This window comes from Neobacillus sp. YX16 (assembly GCF_030123505.1).
Lineage (GTDB): Bacteria > Bacillota > Bacilli > Bacillales > Cytobacillaceae > Neobacillus.
On the sequence record NZ_CP126115.1, the window covers coordinates 6,100,486 to 6,116,831 of the forward strand.

Sequence of the window (16,346 nt, forward strand, 5' to 3'; positions counted from 1 at the left end):
GGAGCTATTGGGAGAAGAACAATATCCTCTTAAAAAAGGGCCGTAAATCCACTAAGGGTTTACGGCTTTTTACATTTCATCAAGTTTTTCATTTCGTTCGATTATTCTTTGATAATAGCCGGGAAGGAGGTCCAATTCCAGCTCATTTAATGGTCCGGCGTAAAGATGGTCGCTGTTCTTCTTTAATTGATTTAATAGACGCAGCATGACATCTGATATGGTAATCGGAGTTTCCAAAAGCTCAGATAGGGAGGCCATGATCTCAGGTACAATCTCTGGATAGATGAACTTTGTCTGCTGGTCTCCTTTAGCAATCTCATAAAATTGTTTAATTACCTGTGCCCGCTTACTGCCGCTGCCATTGACACATAAATAGATTTGAACCGCGACCCCTTTTTTGAGGCGGCGCTGTGAAATACCGGCGAATTTTTTCCCATCGATACTAAGATCATAGCTTCCTGGGCAATAGGAGCCGACGATTTCTCGTGCCTCAATATTCTTATTATATTCAGCAAACATATCTTGAATAAGCTGCCACATCGTATCGTACCCGCGGTTTATATCTATCCCTTTTTCTTTTTCAGGGAGGATCAATGAGATATTCAAAACCCCTTCATCGAGCACCACCGCCAACCCGCCAGAGTTCCGGACAATAGACTGATAGCCCTGTGCTTCAAGAAACTGTCTTCCTTCTTTTAAGAATGGCAGTTTGGTATCTTGTATCCCGAGTACGATGGTATTGTGATGAACCCAGGTTCTTGCCGTCGCTGGAGCCTGTCCAGATCCGACAGAAGCACATAATGTATCATCGGTGCCAAACGACTGTAATGCTTGAAAATGGCGGCCAGCAGTCGACTGATCGATAATCCGCCATTCTTGTTGACGCAATAAACCTTCCATATTGTTGTTCTCCTCAAAATGAATAGTAAGCTTATTTTAGCAAAAAGAAACTAGTTTAAACAGTTACTATGTTTGTCGCTGATTTCCACATATTGTCTAATCGTACAAAACCCCTCTAAAAAAGTCCAAATGGGTCTCAAAAAGGTCCATAACCTATTGAAAATAGTCCAAATGCCGCACAAACAAGTCCATAACCCACCAAAAATAGTCCAAAACTCAGAACCCCCCCATTTAAAAAGCCAGCCCCACCCAGGACTGGCTCCCAAAACTCTATTTTATTCCTTGCGCCGCAGTAATTAATGCCAATTTATAAACATCTTCTTCATTACAGCCGCGTGATAGGTCGTTCACCGGTTTATTTAACCCTTGAAGGATCGGACCAACTGCTTCGAACCCGCCTAAACGCTGCGCAATTTTGTAGCCGATGTTACCTGCTTCGAGGCTCGGGAAAATAAACACGTTCGCATCCCCTTGAAGAGGTGAATCTGGTGCTTTACTTTTTGCCACAGACGGAACAAATGCAGCATCAAATTGGAACTCACCATCGATTACCAATGATGGGTCACGGCGCTTTGCTTCTTCCACTGCCCCTGAGACTCTTTCCGTTTCCGAAGACTTCGCTGAGCCCTTTGTAGAGAAGCTAAGCATGGCAATACGAGGTTGGATATCAAACATATTTGCTGTCTTCGCACTTTCTACCGCAATTTCAGCTAAATCATTGCTGTCCGGAGCAATATTGATCGCACAATCGGCAAATACGTATTTTTCATCCTCACGAACCATGATGAAGACACCAGACGTTTTCTTCACGCCTTCTTTTGTTTTAATAATTTGCAGCGCAGGGCGAACCGTATCTGCTGTAGAGTGTGCCGCACCGCTCACCAAACCGTCTGCTTTATTCAAGTACACCAACATGGTGCCAAAGTAATTTTCATCTAATAAGATCTTACGCGCATCTTCTTCCGTAGCTTTTCCTTTACGACGTTCAACAAACGCTGCCACTAACTCGTCCATTGCCGCATAACTCGCTGGATCATAAATTTCTGCTGCATCTAAGGAAACTCCAAGCTCCTGAGCCTTCGCCTGGACCTGTTCGATATTTCCAATTAAGATAGGCGTTAATCGCTTTTCCTCCGCAAGTCTGCTGGCTGCTCTGACAATTCGCTCATCCAATCCTTCTGGAAAAACAATCCTCATATCACGGCCTGATAATTTTTGTTTTAAACCTTCAAATAAATCTGCCACATTAAATCCTCCCTAAATACATCTACTTCTTTTAGCATACTTTACCTGTTGAAAATTTCAACTTAGGCAGCGTTTTCAATTAAATATTCTTTTATTCAAAAAACTTCACACTACCTCTTACTATTTACCTCATTTTTTAAAATTATCCATGTAGGTTTATTCGAGCGTGTCTTGGTCAAACTATGATATAGTAAAGATTGTTAATAAGAAGAATGATTATTTAGGAGTGATTATAATGAGTGAAGCAGCTCAAACGCTTGATGGCTGGTATTGTTTGCATGATTTCCGTACGGTTGATTGGACGACTTGGAAAATGCTTTCAAGTGATGAACGTCAATCGGCGATTCACGAGTTTTTAAGTCTAGTTGAAAAGTGGAATCACACGCAAGAGCGGAACGAAGGCAGCCATGCTCTATATACAATTGTTGGTCAAAAAGCTGATTTTATGATGATGATTTTGCGCCCGACAATGGCAGAACTTAACGAAATTGAAACAGAATTTAATAAAACAAAATTAGCTGAATTTACAATTCCAGCACATTCTTATGTTTCCGTTGTTGAACTCAGCAACTATTTGCCTGCTGGTGAGGATCCATACCAAAATCCACAAATTCTTGCACGACTTTATCCGAAATTACCTAAAACAGCGCATGTTTGTTTCTATCCAATGGACAAACGCCGTCAGGGCAATGATAACTGGTATATGCTACCGATGGAAGAGCGCCGCAGTATGATGCGCAGCCACGGCATGATTGGACGTACATATGCAGGAAAAGTGAAACAAATTATCACCGGTTCAGTCGGCTTTGACGACTACGAATGGGGCGTAACGCTTTTTGCTGAAGATGTACTTCAATTCAAAAAGCTTATCTATGAAATGCGTTTTGACGAAGTAAGTGCACGTTACGGTGAATTTGGTGCCTTCTTTGTTGGCAATCTGTTAGAGGAAGAAAGAGTATCTCGATTCTTACATGTTTAATCTTGAAAGTTCCCAGCATATGCTGGGGACTTTTTTTGTATTTTCGTTAAGTCATATTTCCCCCTTCCTCCTCATACTAATAAAACAGCGAGTCTTAAGTTTTAGCTCCGAATCATCTCACAAACGGGACTATCCTGATTGTCACCATCTAGGCTTCTGGGAGTATGAATAGAATGTTGGTACAAAAGGGTTAGTTATTTTTAGGAGGGGAAAAGATGAATCAGCATTATAATCAACAAGGGTATCAGCCCTATCAAGCTAGACAGGGAGCCGCAACTCCATATCAAGGGCAAGGATTTTTTCCTGGCGGGCAACAGCAAGGTTATCCACAGTTCCCACAACAAGGAGTTCCATCGGGGCCTCCTGCAGGAGCTCCACAGCCTCAGGGAATGCTGCCAATTGAACAATCGTACATCGAAAATATTTTGCGCTTAAATAAAGGAAAATTAGTGACTGTATATGCAACATTTGAAGGAAACAGCCAGTGGAATGCAAAAGTATTTAAAGGGATTATTGAAGCAGCAGGACGGGACCATGTCATATTAAGTGACCCACAGACTGGTATGCGATACCTCATTCCAATGGTGCCGATCGATTACTTTACATTTGATGAAGAAATAGAATATGAGTATCCTTTTGGAGCCGGACCAACCGCTTTTGGTACTTATCCTCCAAGATAAAAACAAAAGGCATTGGGAGCCAAGTCCAATGCCTTTTTACTATTTTATAAATCTTTAACTGTTCCGATGATCATCAGAACCCAGCCTGCTAAGAAGCATACTCCGCCAAGCGGTGTGATGGCACCCAGCACTCCTATCTTCGTCAAGCTTAATACATAAAGACTGCCGCTAAAAAGAATGATTCCGATAAAAAATAACCAGCCGGACCATGTAAAGAAAGAACTGACTTCAACTTTTCCAAGAAGCAGTCCAATTACTAACAGCCCTGTTGCGTGAAACATTTGATAGGTGACACCTGTTTTCCAAATTTCTAGATAATGAGGATCTAGTTTATCCTTTAGTCCGTGCGCGCCAAAGGCTCCAAGTGCAACAGCTAAAAGAGCGTTTATGGCGCCGATAATAATAAAAGTTTTCATTTTCGTTCCCCTCTTTCATGTCTATCTTCAGCGCCTAGGGGCGCTTCCGCTTTTCGTTTAAAAATCAAATAACGAATCTCCGTTTGCTTCGTCTTCCATTTCTAGTTTTTTCGGCTGATTTAGTGATACTGGCTGCTGAAAGGCTGGCTGTGCTACTACCGGCTGAAAGGCTGCTAAAGGAATAGGTTTAGACTCCGGTTGTACCTGCTTTTCATCTAGGATCAACTCGCATAATATTTTAATAGAGTACACTTTTTCCCGCAAGTTTTCTTGCTTCGTGCTGTTTTTTGCCAGCTTTAATTCCTCTTCTATTTTTGTTAGTAACTTTTCTACCGATATATTCACGATTGGTTAACTCCTCTATTTATTCTCTACTTCATCATACCAAATTCGTCACCTAATTAGAAATTCGACATGTTTCACGTGAAACATGTTAGGTTTTGTCATAATAAAAAAACCCGTACCATTAAGGTACGAGTATCGACGTTGTCCAGCTCCAGCGCCTAGTCCCTCGGTGGAAAAAGAAAAATCACTTTTTCCTCGGGCATAAGCCAATCACTTCGGAAGGCAAAAAGCACGCCTTCTGTCAGCGCTCGTCTTATGCCTGTCGGGTCTGACCAAGGCGCTTCCGCTTTTCTATTCATCCTAAAATTCTTTGGTAGATAGATTTGGCATGGATAAGATCTTTTGTTCCATGAATGAGGGCACGGCCGTCGTTGAAGATGACCATCCGCTCCTCTCCCATTTCTACTGATAAAAGATAGGGGTTCCCTTTTACAATATATCCAAGTGTACTAAGCTGTCCTGCCAGCTTCTCTAGCGATACTTCCCCTTGAGTGGATGGACGTATTTGCACCGTATCCCGCCCGCATAAAACAGTGGTTTTCGTCATATTTTCCTGGTCGAGATAAGGGTAAGTCCTATCCTCGCCACACGATAAACAGCCTGCAAATTTGGCTTTTCCCATTTTCAAACTAGTATATTGGTTTCGCCATAAGTCAAAGCTGACAAACGAAGTTCGAACCGCGTCCCAGTCCTCGACTAGCATTTTGAGTGCTTCGGCACTTTGATGAGCAATGACCATTTGGACAGCCGGTGAGATAATTCCCCCGGTATCACACGTTAACCCCTGCATCGGGATTGTCCGTAACAAACAGTTTAGGCACGGGGTCTTTCCAGGAATGATTGAAAAACTCATCCCATAACTGCCGACACACGCACCGTAGATCCACGGTATCTGATACTTTTGTGAAACATCATTAATAACCATCCGCGTTTCAAAATTATCGGTGGCATCCATGATGATATCGACATCCTTCACCAAATCCTCAAGCATAGCTGGAGTAGCATCACCGATGATTGCTTGAATTTCAACATCTGAATTGATTGCCTTTAACCGCTTTTCTGCAGCAGCAGCCTTCGGAAGCTTCTCCGCCACATCCTCTTCGGTATAAAGCTGCTGGCGCTGCAAATTGCTTGATTCGACATAATCTCGATCCACTATCGTCAGCCTGCCAACCCCTGCACGAATGAGGATCTCTGCATTCCCAGAACCAAGCGCCCCCGCACCAATCATTAACACATGCTTCGAACGGATTTTATCTTGTCCATCTTTTCCGATTCCTGGAAAGAGGACCTGTCGTGAATATCGTTCGTTCATTCTGCTTCCCCTTCCAAAATCGTTTTATAACTACGTCTTTATTAGGGGTATTACTCGCTATCCGAGAGTAAACCTCGCTTATCCGAGAGTAATTCCCATCATCCTAGAGTAAACCCCGCTTATCCGAGAGTAATTCCCACCACCCGAGAGTAAACCCCGCTTATCCGAGAGTAATTCCCGCCATCCGAGAGTAAACCTCGCTTATCCGAGAGTAAACTCCTATTTAGGGCTTTTTCTCTGTTCAGCCGCCGCTTACTGGCGGGATAAAGGCGATTTCATCACCGTCTTGAATCACTTCATCGTCCTGGGCGAATTCTTCGTTAATCGCAGTCATAACAGTATCTAATTTTGGAAGGTTGTAGATTGCCGCCAATTCTGCTTTCACTTCACCAACAGTTTTGCCAATAGCATCTATTCTAAGAAACTCTTCGCCAACAGCTTCGCGTAAATGAGCGAAAAACATTACTTTATTCATTCAAATCGTCCTCCTCCGGCTTACCGCTTGGATAAGCAACTGTTTCGAGCTGGTTGCCCATCCACTCTTCGCCATCTTCCCAATGTTCTTTTTTCCAAATCGGGACAATTTCTTTGATCCTCTCAATCGCATAACGATTGGCATCGTAAGCATCGGCACGGTGGGGAGTGGAAACAGCAATAACAACGGCAATATCCGTGATATCAAGACGGCCGACACGATGGGTTATGGCCACCTGAGAACCTTCCCAGCGCTCTTCAATTTCCCTGCCGATTTGCTCAAGCTTTTTCACAGCCATGGCTTCATATGCATCGTAAATTAAAAATAGCGTCTTCTTTCCTTTTGTTAACTCACGAACCGTGCCAATAAAAGTAGTGATCGCTCCAGCATTACGCTGAACGACCTTATCAATGACCGATTGTATATCAATGGGTTCTTTTGAAATTTGAAAATTCATTTTCAGCACCTCTTCAGACCAAATTCTTTGGCTTGCGCATTTTCCACTACTTCATATCCGCCAATCTTTTCAACCTGCTCTTTAAATGATGGTGATTGGATAATTTCGATTAATAATTTGCCGCTTTCACTTTCAAAAAAGCTTCTCGTCATCACTAAATCATACTCTTCATCGGCAACAGGAACAAAATCCAGGTCCATAGCTTTTGCGGCGGGATAAATCCCGAGTCCTGCACTTTGACTGTCCCCATTTACTTCCGCAGCAACAGCTAGGTGTGAAAACATTTCTCTATCGTAGCCTGTGATTTCTTCTGAAGAAATCCCGTTTTCCTCAAGAAGCATATCAAGGAGAATCCTCGTTCCTGCCCCTTTTTGACGGTTAACAAAGTTCGCTTTTTTCTCAGCGATATCCATCAGTGTTTCAATCCCCAGCGGATTTCCCTTTGGTAAAATCCATCCTTGCTTTCTTTTTAAAAATGGATAGAGAACAACATCCGCACCGGCTAACATTTTCTTAACATAAGAGATATTATATTGCTTTGTGTTTGGATCAAGCAAATGAATGCCCGCTACATGGGCCTCGCCTTTTCGAATGGCCATAATACCAGCCATACTGCCAACATGCGCTGAAACGATTTTCATGTCTGCACGTACTCTTTTCACCTGTGAGGATAAAAGATCAATGGTCAAATCATGGCTGCCACAAAACATAATTGCATTTTGGATTTCCTCAAGCGGCCTTAATAGCTCGACTTCTGCAAAATCACCTTGTTCATAGCCAATTACGTTGGCTGGTACGACAAGAAGGCCATCTGCTCTCACATAGGACATCGTTACCCCCGCAGCTCTTGTCAGCGGATTTGCAACAAATTGTCCATTCACATAGCCGATATTCATTCGTACAAAATCCTCGGCACCCATACCCGAAACAATTCGGCGGCCAAGCTTGACGGTAACCGTTTGCCTTTTTGGCTCAGGGATTTGTAAATACTTGCAAATCAGCGGCCGGACAAACCATTCTAAGGACAAATAGGCGGAGACAGGATATCCTGGAACACCTACGACAATCTTCTCATTTATTTTTCCTAAAATAACGGGTTTCCCAGGTCTTGCAGCCACACCGTGGGTAAAGACCGTTCCAATTTCTCCGATGATATGAACGGTATAATCCTTGGAACCTGCTGAGGATCCAGCATTGATGACAATAATATCCGAGTCTTTCGCCGCTTCAAGTAATACAGACTTTATCATTTCAGGGTCGTCCTTCACAATTCGGTGGAGTCTTGGCTCCCCGCCCCAATCTTTTATAAAATTTGCGAATACCGTTCCATTAAACTCAATAATGTTTCCTGAAGATAGTACACTATTTGCCTCAACAAGCTCATTACCCGTTGGAATGATGGTGACAACTGGCTTTTTCGCAACCGGAATCTGAAGATGCTGCGATGCTAAAAGAATGCCTAAATCCGCTGGTCTAAGAATATGTCCCTGCGGGAAAAGCATTTCCTCCTGTACAATATCCTCGCCAATAGGGCGAATATGCTGCCATGGTGTTGCAGGCTCAATAATTTCAATCGTTTCTTCATCTATCATATCGACATGTTCAATCATAATTACCGCATTAAATGGAACTGGAATCGCATTTCCTGTATCCACTATAGCAAAATCAATTCCCAGCTTAAGCTGAAGTGGATTTTGCTCATGTGCGGAATACGTTTTTTCAGCGATTACCGCAATTCCATCCATGGCAGATGCATGGTAATGAGGCATTGATACACTTGCAAAAATTGGCTCAGCCGTTACACGGCCAAGGGCATCACTTGTAGGAATCATTTCTATTTCAAGGGGCAGAGAAAAGTTCTCGAGAATTTCTCGCTTCGCTTCCGATCGGGGTTTGTCCTCTAAATATATTTTCCGTTTATACGTTTTGCGGTCCATCTATTTTATCCCCCTCATCGTGTTGCAATCACAGGTACATAGTCTCCCTGTGAAATACCCTCTTTTTCTGAAATAATTTCAACAATACCATCGCTTTTTACTAAGGTAGTAATTAACCCTGATTTTCCAATAATCGGCTCCGCCCACCATACGCCTTCTTTCTCGATTAAACGAACACGAATATAATCGGAACGCCCAGGTGCAGAAGGAATATTCTTCGTAATCCGGGCAAAAATTCTATCAGGCTTCTTATCAATTTTTTCACCTTTTAACTTTTGAAGGATTCTCTTGCCAAACAGCATGAAAATAATCATCGCTGAGGCAGGATGCCCTGGCAGACCTATAACAGGTTTCCCATTCGCCATTGCAAGTATCGTAGGTTTCCCCGGTTTGATCGATATGCCATGAACGAACACGCCTGGTGAACCTAGGGACTGAATCACTTGTGTTGTGTAGTCCTTTGCTCCAACCGAGCTTCCCCCTGAGAGAATTAAGCAGTCTACTTCATTATATAAAGCCTGTGCTTTTTGCTGAAACTCCTGATAGTCATCCTTCACAATTCCACCGTACTCAACCTCAACATTCCATTGTTTTGCGAGCCCCGAAATCGTCAAATAGTTAATATCACGGATTTGACCTTCTGAAAGTTTTTCTGTTTGATAGGGAACAATCTCGTCACCTGATGATAGATACCCGACCTTTAGCTTACGATAGACACATACATGGCTAATACCTAGTGAGGCAATTGCACCTAACTCTTGCGGACGAATCAGGGTTCCTTCAGGAAGGAGGATTTCCCCTTCACGGATATCCTCACCTGCACGAATAATATTTTCACCAGGGGCCACTGGCTTGTAGGTGTTTAATAGTCCGTCATGGTCTTCACAATGTTCAATCATAATTACGCTGTCACTGCCTGCAGGAATCATCCCGCCTGTTGGAACATAGACGGCTTCTCCTTGACCGACAGGAATACCTGCCGACTCTCCCATTGCAACTTCTCCCACCACCGTTAAAAAACCCGGCATGGAATCAGAGGTTCCATATGTGTCCCGTGCTTTCACAGCATAGCCATCCACCGTCGAGCGGTCAAAGCCAGGGACATTTTCCTTTGCGGTGACAGGCACCGCTAGTATATAATTATGCGCCTCTTCTAGTGAGCGAATTTCCGTATCTTTTATTGCTGGGATTTTTTCTTCTATCATTTCAAAAGTTTCTTCAACTGTTTTAACTTTGAAAAATTGCACTGTGCCTTACATCCTTCCTGCCTAATCAGCTTGAAGCCATTTTTTTGCGTCCTCATACTCATGGGGATGATTCATATTGAAAAAAACTCGCTCCATATCAATATTGCTATTGGCCTGCAGCTCTTTTTCCGTTACATAAAGGACATTTAGATGTTCAAGCAGATGTTTGATTGGAAGACGTCCATTTTCAATACATTCTTCAATTTTCGCTACACTCTTCTTTTGAAAAACCGCACATAGAGTTTGCATTTTTCCATTAATAACTGGAACTAAGGCATCATGATGGTCAATCATATTTACAAGGGTCGCAGCTAATTCGCCAGAAATAAAAGGCATATCACATGCTGTAATGAAATTCACATCATAGTCCGAAGCCATTAAGCCGGCATGAAATCCTGCAAGCGGTCCCTTTCCAGGATAGTGATCGGACACCATTTTCACTCCTAAAAATTGATAGGATTCCATATCGTTGGTAACGAGAATGATATCATCAAAGTAGATTTTGAGAATATCAACCATTCTTTCGATTGTGGTCTTCTCGTTTAGTTTTAGGAGAGCCTTGTTTGTGCCCATTCTGCTCGATTTCCCGCCCGATAAAATAATAGCCGCAGCTTTCATGAAAAAGCACCTTCTTAATTGGTTTCTTTAGTTTGTCTAGCTACAGCGCCTAGGGGCTCGGGGTCATAAGCCAATCCGTCAAGAAGGTAAAGACCAACCTTCTCGCCGGATCGTCTAATGCCTGTCACCCCTGGACAAGGCGCTTCCGCTTTTCGCTTCGCCCACCGCTTGATATCCTTGCTCTTGAGCTACAAAATCAAGATGAATTGTATTTAAGTCCAGCATGGCTGCTGAAGGCTTGCTGAGATATTGTCTTGTATCTATCACTTTAATATATCCTGTACACTTTTCGCAAACCTGAATTTGTGAGGATGCATCCCCTTCAATGGTTATATATTGAATGGTTTTATGGTCATCATTACCGCAGTGTGCACATTCAATTCGTTTTGCATGCCAATGAGCAAGACAGCGAGGGCATGTCATTACTTTTTTCCCTTCATCTTCAAGAACGGCAAGTCGAGCTGGTTCACCGCAAACAGGGCAGCCTGCGCCTGGAACAGCATGAGTGATTTCGTGCTGGATTTTCTCTGCTATTAGCTGTAGGTAAGGTCGCAGTGCTGTTTCTGCTAAGAATTGCGGGATCCACTCTTCAAGTCCATTTTCCTCTGCAAAACTAGCAAAATACATACTATTAAAAGAAAATGCCTCATCTATCCAGCGAATCGCCGTTTCTTCGTTTAATAGAGCACTAATTCCAGCAAGCTTTGTTTCAAGCTCAGGATTTTTTTGGGACAATAATCCATTTATCTCCTCTATCCACTGTAAGAATAGTGGAATTTTGAAATTAATAGACGTTAATGCCGCCGCCGGCACCCCCGCTGACATTGGTGCCTTATCAAGGTTCGGTGTAATTGATTCTGGATTGATGCTCTTCTTCCAATTCTCTTGAAGGGTTAAAAAATCCTTCTGCAAATTCTGATATTCTTTCGAAACAACAGATTTTTTCATCATTGTACACCTCTTTTAGTATTTGGTAGGTCCAAAATGTTTCTTTAAATAAAGGCTGTCCTGCAAGAGACAGCCTTTATTATTATTAACTTTTAATGTGATGTCTAGCTACAGCGCCTAGCCCCTCGAGGTCACTTCGGTCCTGCAGCGCTTGTCGGGGCTGACCAAGGCGCTTCCGCTTTTCGTTATCAAGCGCCTTTTTTCTTTTTCTTGTCAGGGCTGGTTGGTTTATGCGGGTCGTCTAGTTTAGGGAAGTTGCCTTTTTTAACCTCTTCCTCATACCATTCTGTATAGTGTTCCTTTGCCCACCATGCAGGCACTTCACCTGTAATAACACCGGTATATCCGGGTTTAGAATTTTTGTGTATAACAGATAGATAGATGTGTCCGACCACTACCGCAATCGCAAGACCAAAGCCTACGTTGTGCAATAAATATCCCCACTGAACAACCGCTCTTGGGAAGAATTGCGGGAACCACATTGGTAAGCCAGAACCAATGATTAAGATTGCTGTGAAAATTTGAATGATTGAGTTAATCTTTTCACCAGCGTTAAAGAATGTTTGCTTTACGTGCTTAAAATTGAAACCAAATAGCTCCTTAACAAACTCTGTAAAGAACTCTAGGTCACGTTTCTTCCAGGTAACAAGTTCTTTCATCCAAAGCTTGAAGCCCTTGAAGTCAAAAATTACCCAGATAAACGTTGGTGTAATAAACGCCACGGCGAAAATTCTGTGAAGTAGACGTGCACCTTCTGGTCCGCCAAGCACCGGGTATAACCAGTCAAAAAACTCTGTGTACATTGGCAAGGCTGTGATATAGAGAGCAATAAATGAAATCGCGTTAACAGCATGCGCCCAAACAAATGCCTTTGAAAAACGTTTCACCTTTACAGTCGAATTTTGAGGTTTACTCATGGTGCTCACCTCCGTCTTCGTTTTTACCATTCTTTTTCTTACTAATAATTGTATTGGTAATAAAAGCACCGACAACCGCCATCGTGGTTGCACCAATCATCATTTTACCAATTGGCTGTGCATAGTCCTTCCAAATCACAGCGGAAGTTGGAACTTTAGGATTTTCAGGTAAACCATATACAGATGGCTTTTCTGCTAATACATAAACCGTATGCGTTCCGCCGACACCTTGTGGATTGTAGACCATTGCATTTGGATAACGATCTTTAATTTGTTTCACACGATCTTCTGCTTTCTTGATCATCGCAGCTTTGCCGCCGAATTCCATAGCCCCTGTATGACAAGTAGTTACACAGGCAGGCTGCAAGCCTTCTTCAAGACGGTCTGTACACATTGTACATTTATTTGCTTTACGATATTTGTCACCATTTTTATCAACGTATTCCTTAAGGGAAATAACTTCAAATGGACAGTTATTTACGCAATATCCACAGCCTACACATTTCTCATGATCAATGACAACAGTACCAAAATCCGTGTAGCTAATTGCATTTTCCGGGCAAACCTTTTCACAGGCAGCATCTGTACAGTGGAAGCATGCAGAGTGGCGGAAAAGGTAGTCAAGATTGCCTTTTGAATCTTCATGCTCGATATATTGCAGTACATTCCAAGTATCTGCCGTTGTCTTAGCATGTGACTGAGCGCTCCCTAAGAAGTCCTGTGGTTCTGCTGGAAGGTCATTCCAGTTTTTACAGGCAACCATACAGGCGCGACAGCCGTCACACTTGGTCACATCAACAAATTTCACATATTCAGCAGCCATTAGTCAGCCCTCCTTACGTTACAGAGGAATGCCTTATATTCAGGAATAGTTGTATTCGCATCCCCGATATGAGGCGTCAGGCGATTAGCTGTCTCCCCAGTTGCGATACCTTTATAACCAAAATGCCACGGCATTCCGATTTGATGAACATCTTTGCCACCGATCTTATGAGGCTTGAAGCGCTTTGTTACCATTGCATAAGCTTTGACCTCGCCTCGTGCAGAGCTGACAATGACTTTATCTTTATTTTTAATGCCCTTTTCTTTTGCTAGCTCTTCGCTCATTTCAATATACATATGAGGTACAAGCTCTGATAACCATGCTTGGTTACGTGTCATCGTACCAGATTGCCAGTGCTCACTTACTCGGTAAGTGGTTGCCACAATTGGGAAATCTGCCTTGAAGCCGCGCTCATTAAATTTGCCATCAAATAATTGAATAGCAGGGTTAATTTCCTGGCTTGAAAATGGATTCTTAACCGGGCTTTCAAACGGCTCATAGTGTTCAGGGAACGGACCATCGTTTAATGTTGGTGCATAAACTCCACCTACACCATCATTCATCATGATAAATGGATCCTCAAAGCCAGCGTCACCAGGCCTCCTTGTTGCAACAAAGTCCGGAACGTCCACTCCTGTCCATTTACCTTGTACTGCGTCATACCATACAACCGCTTTTTCCTTATTGTATGGAACACCGTTTGGATCACATGAAGCGCGATTATAAAGAATACGGCGATTCATCGGCCAAGCATACGACCAGTTTAGATATAAACTCATTCCGGTATCTTTCTTATCGCGGTTTTTCGCACGGTTCTTGCCTTCTTCAGGGTAGAATCCGCAATAAATCCAGTTACCTGAACATGTTGAACCATCATCCTTTAGATTTCCAAAGCCGGCAATTAGCTTGCCTGTATTCACGTCATACCCGTTGATCTCCTTACAAACAAGGTCGATATCTGGGTGATGACCTTCACCATAGTTCCAATAAAGAGCATTAATTGGAGCTGCGGCTGGACCTGCTTCATTTTTATATAAACCTTTGATTCTAGTAGCAAGCTCATGGATAATCTCTAAGTCTGCTTTTGATTCACCAAGCGGCTTAATTGCCTGCCAGCGGTACTGCATCCAGCGGGCACTGTTAGATATACTTCCTTCTTTTTCATAGGAAGAACATGCTGGAAGAAGGAATACCTCTGTGTTGATCTTAGATGGGTTACTGCCAGCCTCTTCTTGCCAGAAGGCAGAAGTTTCTGTTTCCCAAAGGTCAACAGCTACTAACCATTTTAAATTGGAAAGTGCTTCTTTTTCTTTTCCTGCATTCGGTCCGCCGACTACTGGGTTTGTTCCGAAAAGGAATGCACCTTCTAGCGTGCCGTCATACATAGCCTTAAATAAGTTAATGTGTGAGTAGTTTTTATTGCCTTTTGGCAGGTATTGATAGCCAAATTCATTTGCTGCTGTTGCATTCGGTCCATACCAAGCTTTTAATAAGCTGACAATGAACTTACGCTTGTTACTCCAATAACCTGTTTTTGGTGTTTCTTTTTCCATGTGGCCAGCGAGTGTTGCATTCTCTGGAACCTTAGATGTTGGTGCATTTAAGTAGCCTGTTAAGTTACCATATAATAATCCAAAGTCAGTTGAGCCTTGTACGTTAGACTCACCACGCATTGCGTTAACCCCGCCGCCTGGTAAACCAACGTTACCAAGTAGAAGTTGAATCATGGCAAACGCACGAACGTTTTGTGTTCCAACTGTATGCTGGGTTGTTCCCATTGCATACATGATGGTTCCTGCTTTACCGACTTGACCCGTTGCACAGAAAGCTTCATATACCTTTAATAGGTCGGCTTTTGGTGTTCCAGTGATTTTTACAACTGTGTCAACATCATAGCGAGAGTAATGTTTTTTCATTAGTTGGAAAACGGATCTTGGGTGTTCTAATGTGAAGTCTTTAACAAGTTTTCCTTCGGCATCTTTTTCAAATGCCCATTGTGTTTTATCATAAGCACGCTTATCTTCGTTATATCCAGAGAATAAGCCGTCTTCAAATTTATAGCTTGGACTTACAATAAAGCTAGCGTTTGTATATTTAGCAACATACTCTTTGTGGTAAAGATTATTTTCTAGCGCATATTTGATCATCCCGCCGATAAACGGAATATCTGTTCCAGAGCGTAAAGGGGCATAAATATCAGACATTGACGATGTTCTTGTGTAACGAGGGTCAACGCTTACTATTTTTCCGCCATTCTCTTTTGCTTTTGTTAACCACCTAAAGCTAATTGGATGGTTCTCAGCTGGATTTGCTCCCATAATCAACGCACAATCGGTATACTGCACATCATTCCAACTGTTAGTCATTGCTCCACGACCAAATGAAGGTGCCAGACCGGCAACCGTAGAACTATGTCATATTCGTGCCTGGTGCTCTAAATAGGTGACACCAAGCCCTCTCATCATTTTAGAAAGCAGGTACGTCTCTTCATTATCAAGAGCTGCTCCGCCAAGGCTTGCAATTGCCTCGGTCTTATTCACTGTCATGCCATCTTCACTTACAACAAAAGTTTTATCACGAGTTTCTTTTGTACGCTTGGCAATGGTTTCATACATCCATTCCCAATCCTTTTCTTCCCATTTATTACTGCCTGGTGCACGATAAAGCGGTTTCTTAATACGTTTTTCAGAAGTATATAACTGTCTAATTGTTGTTCCTTTACTGCATAGCTTACCTTCGTTAATTGGGTTATCCGGATCCCCTTCCGTATAAACCACAGTGTTGTCCTTTGTATGGACTAAAATCCCACAGCCAACGCCGCAAAAGCAGCAAATAGTTGGTGTAACAGTTGATTTGGCAATTTTGAATTCTTTTGTGCTGGCATATGCTTTTTTCTCATTAAAGCCTAGTTCAACTACTGCTAGAGTGGCTGCAGTAGCACCAGACAACTTTAAGAATTGCCGGCGGTTTAAGTTGATTTCAACCATTTTTCTATCTCCTTCCCATTAAATAAATAGAACATCCCTTGAAATGCGGAAGCGCTT

16 protein-coding genes and 1 pseudogene are annotated in these 16,346 nt (G+C 42.6%); 2 read left to right on the forward strand and 15 right to left on the reverse strand.

The genetic code is table 11. From position 1 onward, the window contains the following. Nucleotides 1–69 precede the first annotated feature (69 nt). Both lipL and pta read right to left on the reverse strand, forming a co-directional pair. Nucleotides 70–900: an octanoyl-[GcvH]:protein N-octanoyltransferase gene (gene lipL, locus QNH48_RS29790; RefSeq protein ID WP_283953214.1), complete on the reverse strand. Its 831-nt coding sequence runs from the start codon at nucleotides 898–900 to the stop codon at nucleotides 70–72. Nucleotides 901–1,170: 270 nt separating this feature from the next. After that, nucleotides 1,171–2,145: a phosphate acetyltransferase gene (gene pta, locus QNH48_RS29795; protein WP_283953215.1), complete on the reverse strand. Its 975-nt coding sequence runs from the start codon at nucleotides 2,143–2,145 to the stop codon at nucleotides 1,171–1,173. 235 nt (nucleotides 2,146–2,380) lie between these two features. Between pta and hemQ the strand changes: the two genes are divergently transcribed. Together hemQ and gerQ are read left to right on the forward strand one after the other, a co-directional pair. Beyond that, nucleotides 2,381–3,124: a hydrogen peroxide-dependent heme synthase gene (hemQ, locus tag QNH48_RS29800; protein WP_283953216.1), complete on the forward strand. Its 744-nt coding sequence runs from the start codon at nucleotides 2,381–2,383 to the stop codon at nucleotides 3,122–3,124. A 215-nt stretch (nucleotides 3,125–3,339) separates the two neighbouring features. Beyond that, nucleotides 3,340–3,804: a spore coat protein GerQ gene (gene gerQ, locus QNH48_RS29805; protein ID WP_283953217.1), complete on the forward strand. Its 465-nt coding sequence runs from the start codon at nucleotides 3,340–3,342 to the stop codon at nucleotides 3,802–3,804. Nucleotides 3,805–3,848: 44 nt separating this feature from the next. Here gerQ and QNH48_RS29810 read toward each other — a convergent pair whose 3' ends face one another. From QNH48_RS29810 to QNH48_RS30635, 13 genes and pseudogenes are all read right to left on the reverse strand, one after another. Next, nucleotides 3,849–4,220 carry a DUF423 domain-containing protein gene (locus QNH48_RS29810; RefSeq protein WP_283953218.1) on the reverse strand — a complete coding sequence of 124 codons (372 nt, stop codon included), beginning with the start codon at nucleotides 4,218–4,220 and terminating at the stop codon, nucleotides 3,849–3,851. A gap of 57 nt (nucleotides 4,221–4,277) precedes the next feature. Beyond that, nucleotides 4,278–4,565, reverse strand: a complete 288-nt coding sequence (locus QNH48_RS29815) for a YwdI family protein (protein WP_283953219.1) — start codon at nucleotides 4,563–4,565, stop codon at nucleotides 4,278–4,280. A 295-nt stretch (nucleotides 4,566–4,860) separates the two neighbouring features. Then, nucleotides 4,861–5,880 (reverse strand): thiazole biosynthesis adenylyltransferase ThiF, encoded by a 1,020-nt coding sequence (locus QNH48_RS29820; protein ID WP_283953220.1) that lies wholly within the window; start codon nucleotides 5,878–5,880, stop codon nucleotides 4,861–4,863. A 241-nt stretch (nucleotides 5,881–6,121) separates the two neighbouring features. Then, nucleotides 6,122–6,355 carry a molybdopterin converting factor subunit 1 gene (moaD, locus tag QNH48_RS29825; protein WP_283953221.1) on the reverse strand — a complete coding sequence of 78 codons (234 nt, stop codon included), beginning with the start codon at nucleotides 6,353–6,355 and terminating at the stop codon, nucleotides 6,122–6,124. After that, complete coding sequence (locus tag QNH48_RS29830) at nucleotides 6,348–6,812, reverse strand: molybdenum cofactor biosynthesis protein MoaE (RefSeq protein ID WP_095247481.1); 465 nt, start codon at nucleotides 6,810–6,812, stop codon at nucleotides 6,348–6,350. The genes moaD and QNH48_RS29830 overlap by 8 nt, the downstream gene beginning before the upstream one ends. Before the next feature lie 2 nt (nucleotides 6,813–6,814). After that, nucleotides 6,815–8,749, reverse strand: a complete 1,935-nt coding sequence (locus QNH48_RS29835; protein ID WP_283953222.1) for a molybdopterin biosynthesis protein — start codon at nucleotides 8,747–8,749, stop codon at nucleotides 6,815–6,817. Nucleotides 8,750–8,763: 14 nt separating this feature from the next. Next, on the reverse strand, nucleotides 8,764–9,996 hold the full coding sequence (locus tag QNH48_RS29840) for a molybdopterin molybdotransferase MoeA (RefSeq protein ID WP_283953223.1): 1,233 nt from the start codon (nucleotides 9,994–9,996) through the stop codon (nucleotides 8,764–8,766). A 21-nt stretch (nucleotides 9,997–10,017) separates the two neighbouring features. After that, nucleotides 10,018–10,614 carry a molybdenum cofactor guanylyltransferase gene (gene mobA / locus QNH48_RS29845; protein WP_283953224.1) on the reverse strand — a complete coding sequence of 199 codons (597 nt, stop codon included), beginning with the start codon at nucleotides 10,612–10,614 and terminating at the stop codon, nucleotides 10,018–10,020. 114 nt (nucleotides 10,615–10,728) lie between these two features. Next, nucleotides 10,729–11,565 carry a formate dehydrogenase accessory protein FdhE gene (locus QNH48_RS29850; protein WP_283953225.1) on the reverse strand — a complete coding sequence of 279 codons (837 nt, stop codon included), beginning with the start codon at nucleotides 11,563–11,565 and terminating at the stop codon, nucleotides 10,729–10,731. A gap of 185 nt (nucleotides 11,566–11,750) precedes the next feature. Beyond that, nucleotides 11,751–12,479 carry a formate dehydrogenase subunit gamma gene (locus tag QNH48_RS29855; protein ID WP_095247476.1) on the reverse strand — a complete coding sequence of 243 codons (729 nt, stop codon included), beginning with the start codon at nucleotides 12,477–12,479 and terminating at the stop codon, nucleotides 11,751–11,753. After that, nucleotides 12,472–13,302: a 4Fe-4S dicluster domain-containing protein gene (locus QNH48_RS29860; RefSeq protein ID WP_283953226.1), complete on the reverse strand. Its 831-nt coding sequence runs from the start codon at nucleotides 13,300–13,302 to the stop codon at nucleotides 12,472–12,474. The genes QNH48_RS29855 and QNH48_RS29860 overlap by 8 nt, the downstream gene beginning before the upstream one ends. Beyond that, nucleotides 13,302–15,704: pseudogene (gene fdnG, locus QNH48_RS29865) on the reverse strand (formate dehydrogenase-N subunit alpha); the annotation flags it as partial. The gene QNH48_RS29860 and the pseudogene fdnG, both read right to left, overlap by 1 nt. Before the next feature lie 12 nt (nucleotides 15,705–15,716). Beyond that, nucleotides 15,717–16,289 carry a twin-arginine translocation signal domain-containing protein gene (locus QNH48_RS30635; RefSeq protein ID WP_095247473.1) on the reverse strand — a complete coding sequence of 191 codons (573 nt, stop codon included), beginning with the start codon at nucleotides 16,287–16,289 and terminating at the stop codon, nucleotides 15,717–15,719. Between the last annotated feature and the right edge of the window lie 57 nt (nucleotides 16,290–16,346).